General features: G+C 40.6%; 7 protein-coding genes. 5 read left to right on the forward strand and 2 right to left on the reverse strand.

Going from position 1 to position 6,999, the window contains the following annotated elements:
- Positions 1-88: 88 nt before the first annotated feature.
- The 3 genes from QZ076_RS02855 (at position 89) to QZ076_RS02865 (ending at position 3,085) form a co-directional block, all read left to right on the forward strand.
- A complete protein-coding gene (locus tag QZ076_RS02855) occupies positions 89-2,455 on the forward strand; it encodes a lamin tail domain-containing protein (RefSeq protein WP_293710164.1) in 2,367 nt (788 codons plus the stop codon).
- A 120-nt stretch (positions 2,456-2,575) separates the two neighbouring features.
- The gene (locus QZ076_RS02860; protein WP_293710166.1) at positions 2,576-2,743 is read left to right on the forward strand and encodes a hypothetical protein; all 168 of its coding nucleotides are present in this window, start codon (positions 2,576-2,578) and stop codon (positions 2,741-2,743) included.
- 3 nt (positions 2,744-2,746) lie between these two features.
- Positions 2,747-3,085 carry a hypothetical protein gene (locus QZ076_RS02865; protein WP_293710168.1) on the forward strand — a complete coding sequence of 113 codons (339 nt, stop codon included), beginning with the start codon at positions 2,747-2,749 and terminating at the stop codon, positions 3,083-3,085.
- Between the two features lie 56 nt (positions 3,086-3,141).
- Here QZ076_RS02865 and QZ076_RS02870 read toward each other — a convergent pair whose 3' ends face one another.
- The gene (locus tag QZ076_RS02870; RefSeq protein ID WP_293710170.1) at positions 3,142-4,275 is read right to left on the reverse strand and encodes a clostripain-related cysteine peptidase; all 1,134 of its coding nucleotides are present in this window, start codon (positions 4,273-4,275) and stop codon (positions 3,142-3,144) included.
- Between the two features lie 147 nt (positions 4,276-4,422).
- Here QZ076_RS02870 and QZ076_RS02875 point away from each other — a divergent pair, with 147 nt between their 5' ends.
- Complete coding sequence (locus QZ076_RS02875) at positions 4,423-4,983, forward strand: DUF3575 domain-containing protein (RefSeq protein ID WP_293710172.1); 561 nt, start codon at positions 4,423-4,425, stop codon at positions 4,981-4,983.
- Positions 4,984-4,990: 7 nt separating this feature from the next.
- Complete coding sequence (locus tag QZ076_RS02880; RefSeq protein ID WP_293710174.1) at positions 4,991-5,509, forward strand: DUF3868 domain-containing protein; 519 nt, start codon at positions 4,991-4,993, stop codon at positions 5,507-5,509.
- Between the two features lie 663 nt (positions 5,510-6,172).
- On the opposite strand, the gene QZ076_RS02885 is transcribed toward QZ076_RS02880, so the two are convergent.
- Positions 6,173-6,999: fimbrillin family protein (locus QZ076_RS02885; protein WP_293710176.1), on the reverse strand; the 827-nt coding region annotated here is incomplete at its 5' end.

Consider the following 6,999-nt stretch of genomic DNA (forward strand, 5'->3'; position numbering starts at 1 on the left):
ACTTTACCGCATCCAAAATCGGGTACGCGTATAGTTGTAAGCTATTAGCGTGCAAAGATAGATAATTTTGAAACAAAACTATATAACTATGAAACAAATTATTCTTTTTATCCTTGTATTACTTCCTGTTTGTGCATTTGCACAGTTTACAGAAACGTTTGATGGTCCTGAGATTAATTCGAATAATCCGTGGAAAGGTGATTTGTCTGATTTTCAAATAATGGATGATGGATGGCTTTCTTTAGTCGGAGATCCTGATAAGAAATATTCAAGACTTAAAATCTCTCTACCTTATTCTAATAATATGGAGTGGAAGTTTGATGTGAAAATGAATTTCACACCAAGTGATCCGAATCATATACGTTTTTATTTATTGACAGAGAACCTGTCATTGTTAGGAATATCTAGTGAGTATTATATACAAATTGGAAGTACTAAGAAAACTATTACTCTTCGCCGTTTTCGTGAAACGGAAAAGGCTCCTGTGCGTATTATAGAAAAAGAATTGGATGTGTTGAAACAAAATATTGTTTCGCTTAGTGTGAAAGTAACGCTGGAAAACAGTAGCCTTTGGTCCTTATATGTTCGTGAAGAGGGGGAAAGTACATATACTTTATTGGATACAAAAGAACAAAAGATATCTTCCGGGATAAAATATATAGAATCAGGATTGGCATGTCATTATTCAAAGAAAATAAGAGGTCACTTCATTGACAATATTGAAATCTCTTCAAATATAACCCCTCCGGAGGAAGAACCGGAAAATCCTGATCCGGAAGATCCGATATCTCCGGTTGTATTACCAAAACTTCTTTCCATACAGCCATTAAGTTTATGTGAACTGCAATTTGCTTTCGATCAACCTATCGATATAAGCGAAGCTTGGTTTATGATATCCGATATAGGGAAAGCTGACCGTATAGGATATGCTGATGAACAGATAAAGACTGTTGTCAATACCAAATATCCGGGAGAGATGGTTGCTGGTGTTAATTATACGATTACTTATGACGGTCTTACTGATATGGAAGGAAATAAACTGGCACCTTTTTCGGAAGAATTTGTATTGGAGGGGGAAGATGAAGAGGAAACTGAGCCAGGCTCTATTCTTATCAATGAAATAATGGCTGATCCTAAGGGGCTGGAAGATTTGCCGGAAACAGAATATGTAGAACTTTACAACACTGCAGATAGTGTATTAGTACTTACTGACTGGCAATTCTCATATGGAGGAAAAGCGAAGCCTATGACGACCTTTGAAATTCCCGCAAAAGGGTATGTGGTACTTTATCGTTCCGGTAGGGATATCGTAGCTGATCCTTCTGCGGTGAAGGTGTCGTTGGATAATTTCCCGTCCTCACTGGCTAATACCGGAAAGTTGTTACAACTACTTGATGGAGATAATAAACTGATTGATGAAGTAATCTATGAAAAAGCCAAACCCGGCAAATCATGGGAGCGCTCATCCGATGGCTGGCACCTCTCTTCCGATCCTAGGGGAGGAACACCCGGTTCTGCCAATTCTTCTGGACAAGAAGAGCCGGAAAAACCTGTTGAACCTGATAAGCCGACAGAGCCTGAAGTCCCCGATGATCCTTCCGTCTCGCCAACTATCAAAGTCGAACCGAAAGAATTTATCTTTAACGAATTACTTCCCAACCCCTTTGCCGGAGGTAGCGAATATTTCGAATTGTATAACCGTTCCGACCGTTCTTTGCCTTTGTCCGGTTTATCTATCGCTGTGCGTAAAACGGATGGAACATTAAGTACGCGTTACCCGCTATCTTCAATAAATACGATTATCGAGCCGAACGGTTATGCCCTACTGACAAAGAATGTAGAGGGAATAACTGATTTTTATATGGTGACGTCTCCTGCAGCCCTCTTTGAGATTGCAAAGTTACCTATACTGGCCAATACCTCTTCTACCCTTGTTTTGTTCCGTTCCGAAGACGGGGCAGTAATAGATGAAGTCTCCTATTCATCCAAATGGCATGCCACTTCGATAAAAGATCAGAAAGGAGTTGCCCTCGAGCGGATCGATCCCGAAGCTGAAACGCAATCCCCTTCCAACTGGACTTCCGCATCAGCCACAGCAGGCTATGGAACGCCGGGATACCGTAACTCCCAGTCTGATATTTCCTCTCCGAATGAACCGGATACGCCGACCGGTATCGAAGCTCCTGAATGGGTTCCCGGTTCGGAGCATTACAAAATCAGCTATTATCTGGATCAACCGGGATATAGTTGCCGTGCATTTGTTTTCAACACCATTGGGCAGCGTGTTGCCGAGATTGCCAACCATGAACTGTTAGGGCTTTCCGGTGAATTAACCTGGAATGGCTCGTCATTGGGTGGGAACCGCTTACGAACCGGCGTTTATATTTTCTATGCCGAATTATATCATACCAGCGGTACGGTAAAAAGATATAAACAGGTTTTCTTGGTTCGATGAGAAAGTGTAGATAAGTAGTTCATTAATAAAAAGCTTTGTGCTTGTTGAAGACGTTCGGAAACTTTATCTTTGTAATGTCTCATTTAGCATAGAGCATTAATCAAAATAATTGTAATGCCTATGAAAGAAAAAGATTTTAAAGAGAAGAAAATGATACTGGAAGGGCTCTTTATGAGATATTCCAGTCTGATAAACAATCGTTCCGGTCCGGAAAAAGAGTTGGTTATGAAAAATATCGATGTTATTCTTGATTGGTATAATGATTTACTTAAACAAAAGGAGGAATAATTTATGGATCATGCAAAGTATTTAGAATCGCATCCGGAATATAGGAGTTTGTTTCCTACGCAGAAAATGTATGATGACTTCGTGCGTTTTATGGAAATGGATGAAGAAGAACGCCGTCTTCTCGCAGAAGAAGATAAAAAGAGAGTAGACGCCATGTCGCCCGATGAGCGTGAAAGAGATTGGCAAAATGTGATTAAAGGCGTCAATTTATTCATAGAATTTGCCAAAGAGGAAATTCCTAAATTAGCTTATGAGAAGAAGATGTTGGAAGCTTCAAAAAGACAGAATAAAGTAACGTGGGAAGATATTCGCAAAAAGCTAAATAATATAGCAAGCCTGTAATACAAAGATGCTATAGCAGGATACAAATATCTTTTGTCCTTGCTATAGCAACTTTTTTATTTATAAACCGCCTTATACCATTGTGTATTGTTTCTGTACCAATTGTTTAGCTGGGTCAATCTCTCCTGTGGGGAATAAACGGATAATCCTGAATAAGTATTCACTTTTGTTTTTCCGCCTTTCGTGCAGTAAATATAATCAGTGCTGTAGCAGCTTGTTACCGCTTTATCCATACAGGCTTTAAAACGAGTGTATTGTTCATCTGTTGCCAGGTGTTTGATAAAATCACTGAAGTCGTAAAGTCTTGCAGGGGCACTCGGCAAATACGACAGTGTCTGTAGCTCTCCTAAAGGCAGTGCATATACACCTTCTTCACCCCCGTTGGTAGAAATGATTTCACGGGTAATGGCTGCGAGGTTGTCCAGTTCGCTGGTATTTGTTACGGAAATGCAACCGTAAGGACTGCCTGCCTCTCTCGCGTAATAGTTGTAGAAAGCTTTGGCTACCCCGTCCAGATTTGTTTTTGTTTCGAAAAGATAAGGCAGCATTACCTTATAAGGAAAACCATCGGTAATAACTTCTGCCGGAGAAGCAATGATATGATCAGCTTTGTCTTTCAACTCATAAACACATTCCACACCTCCCATGCTGCAAACATCGAAAAGCAGGAAGTCGAAATGACATTCGTCGGGAATACCTTCGGCCAGTTCATATATTTCCATATTTTTTCCGGCTTCTGCGCCAAATGACTTGAGCATGTTATTATAGTTCGAGGGAAGCCACGATGTACCATGACTCGAAAAGATCATGCCATAGCTGTCCGCCGGATAATCGGCTACCACTTCTCTGATAACACTCCTCATCACCTCAGGATCAATTGCGCTCCGATCGGTGTAATCTTCAATATGATGCTTGGTTACTATGCCTTTTGCTCCTTCTTTTATTTCGTAAAGTTCAGCACTCTTATCATCTTTGGAGAAGTATACAATGAGATTTCCCCCATTCAGGTTCTTTGAAGTGGCAACAGAAATCATATCATCAATGTTATTATTGATTGAAGAAGTGAGATTGCTGGCTACCACGTATACCAGAACTGTCCGCTTCGGCCCTTCTACCGTGAATTCCTCTTTCGTACAACTGCCAAAAGTAAGAATAACAAGTAGGATATATATAAAATACTTAGTCTTCATCTTGTTTATCTCATCCAATTATCTACAAAGATACGGATAATTCTTATCCACATGATGAATTTAATATCATTTCTATCTATCGAGATATTCTTTTTGTTTATATTTGTGAACTGAATTTAATTGAGAATCAAAGATTAAATAACTCGTATGAATAAACTTTTGTTGATATTCCTCACATCTTTATGTATGGGAATGGGGGTAAAAGCACAGGTTGTGGCTGTAAAGACCAACTTGCTTTATGATGCGGCTGCAACTGTTAACCTTGGTGCCGAGGTCGCTTTCAATCGACACTGGACGTTGGATGTCTCCGGTAACTATAATGGCTGGGACGTTGCCAGCGACAAATCATGGAAACATTGGCTGGTGCAACCCGAAGCCCGTTATTGGCTGCATGAAAAGTTTAACGGGCATTATTTCGGTGTTCATGGTGTCTATATGGATTATGATATGTCACATGTAAACTTCATGTCGGTCATGAAAAAGGATTTTGCTTACGATGGCAATGCTTATGGAGGCGGTATCTCTTACGGGTATCAGCTGTATCTTAGTCCGCATTGGAACCTCGAGTTCTCGGCCGGAGTCGGCTTTCTTCATTTTGAATACGACAAATCGGCTTTTCCGACAGATGGTGAGTCTGCCTACAAATATCGTAATAACTATTTCGGACCGACAAAGCTCGGTGTTAGTATTGTATACATAATAAAATAAGTAAACGATGAAAACTTCGGTCTACATATTCTTTTTCTTCTTAATCATGCAGGTGCTCCCATCACAGGCACAGACATCTGTTTATCAGGGAATGGTCAATATCAAACAAAATAAGATTGAACTTGAAAAAGGCGTTTTATTATTGGATATGAATGTCAGTTTGTGTGGATTGTCGGTGGCACGTCATCAAAGTCTGCTGCTGACCCCGGTGTTACGCAACGGCAGTAATTCTTTGCGTTTGCAACCTATCCGGGTCAATGGGGCAAACAAGCAGAAAATGTATAAGCGTGCCGTCGCATTTCAGGGAAAAGTGACTGCCGATGGTAATGCTTATGTGATTCTGGAAAGTGATCCGGCTCTGTTGCAGGAAATAGCCTATAAGAAAGAGGTTCCTTTCAAGCCGTGGATGGAACATGCCGAACTAATCCTCGTAGGCGAATTGAATAACTATGACGATATTCCGGTTCAAACCTATACGGATGTATTGACAGACGATTTGAATATTCGTCCGGCTAAGGGTAAATAATATTTGTAGGTAAGTGCTTTCACGTTTCACCTTCTTTGTAACAGGTTAAGGTATAGGAAGATATGGTGAACCCTGCTGCTTTCATTCGGTTAGTGCAGATCTGCTGAAAAAAGACCGGTCTTTTAAACTCAAAAGTTCCTTATTTTGAAGTTGAAACTAAGGTCTTAACATTTCAAAACACCATACTAAAAAAATGAATGCCTACCCGTTTGTCATTCGATGCCTGTCTGTTCAGTCTTCGATACCTGTCCGTTTCTTTATCGGTGGTCGTTTAGGACATTCTGCTATGTTTTTTGCAAAAAAGTTAAAACAATTCTCCTGTCATCATATTATGCTATCTTTCAATCGATTGTAAGCGGTGACAGGTGACACCTAAAGTTCGAATTGCTCTGTAGGGTACTGTCTTAGCCGATTGGGTGGACACAGCACTATTGTGTTGGTCATCCGGGACACTCATGCCGGTAGGCGGGCACTTTAGTGTCGGTTTCTTCCCTATATAGTGCCGGCTTGTACCCTTAAGGGTTGCACTCGCTACTCTATAGCCCATACTCGCTAAGTTATAGGGCAAAACCTGTGCGGTTTTCGGGGTAAAAACGTAAGTCTTAATCGCTGACTGGCTAATCATTCAGGATAGAATGTTTCTGTGAACAATAGAATGATATCTTAGAAATAGACTGTTTCTTCGCTATTACTGCCATCCAGCCAGGGATTGATACTCCCGGAAATGGTGATGTTTTTCGCTTGTATAGTAAATGAATAAGTTTGTTTTTTTCCTCCTTCGAATGCTTTTGTCGATTCGATACGATAATCTTTGTTGCTCATCCTGACTATAAAGACGGGCTTCTCTACGGGATAAAGAAGATAGTTAGTCACGATTGTTTCCTCATTTAAGGTTATTTCTTTATTTTGGTCGTTGATGAGTGTGTATGGCTGTGTTGAAGTGGCTGCACTTAACTCTCCGGTTTGTAGGTTTAGCTGTATAGTTGACGGATAATTCTCCATCGAAATACTTTGCAGGATCATTTCTTCTTTGATATCGTCGGCTTTCTTGAATTTAAGGGTGATAGCAGAGAGGATATGGTTGAAGGAAAAGTTTACCGGTTCGTCTGCGGATGTTTTGTCGCGGTTCTTTACAGGAGTAGCCCACATGATGTCATCCTGCTTCTTTAGATCGAATGGGATGTTAAGAGGGCTGGCTGTTATTGTGTATGGATAATAGGCGTAAAAATCCAATAGTGTATCCGGATTGATCGAATAGTGGGCGTGTGTTTCACTGGAGAATTCACTATTTCCTGCAGTTTTGGTGTATTGACTGTTATTTAAATCTTTACGAAGGGTTTGGTTTGTTGTGTTGCCGATGGTATGCCCCCAGCCGAAGATGCCAATAGTTGCGTTATCTGAGAAGTCGTTTCCCTCAGTAATCGCTTTGGATACGATGTTTGTTATTTTCCCTCCGAATCGTATGACCGCACCGTTAGCTGTCTCATTTT

The organism is uncultured Parabacteroides sp. (assembly GCF_905196875.1).
GTDB lineage: Bacteria > Bacteroidota > Bacteroidia > Bacteroidales > Tannerellaceae > Parabacteroides.

Coding starts and splice junctions, on each gene's coding strand:
- QZ076_RS02865 (WP_293710168.1), top strand. CDS start 2,747: ATGGATCATGCAAAGTATTTAGAATCGCATCCGGAATATAGGAGTTTG.
- QZ076_RS02880 (WP_293710174.1), top strand. CDS start 4,991: ATGAAAACTTCGGTCTACATATTCTTTTTCTTCTTAATCATGCAGGTG.
- QZ076_RS02855 (WP_293710164.1), top strand. CDS start 89: ATGAAACAAATTATTCTTTTTATCCTTGTATTACTTCCTGTTTGTGCA.
- QZ076_RS02870 (WP_293710170.1), bottom strand. CDS start 4,275: ATGAAGACTAAGTATTTTATATATATCCTACTTGTTATTCTTACTTTT.
- QZ076_RS02875 (WP_293710172.1), top strand. CDS start 4,423: ATGAATAAACTTTTGTTGATATTCCTCACATCTTTATGTATGGGAATG.
- QZ076_RS02860 (WP_293710166.1), top strand. CDS start 2,576: ATGAAAGAAAAAGATTTTAAAGAGAAGAAAATGATACTGGAAGGGCTC.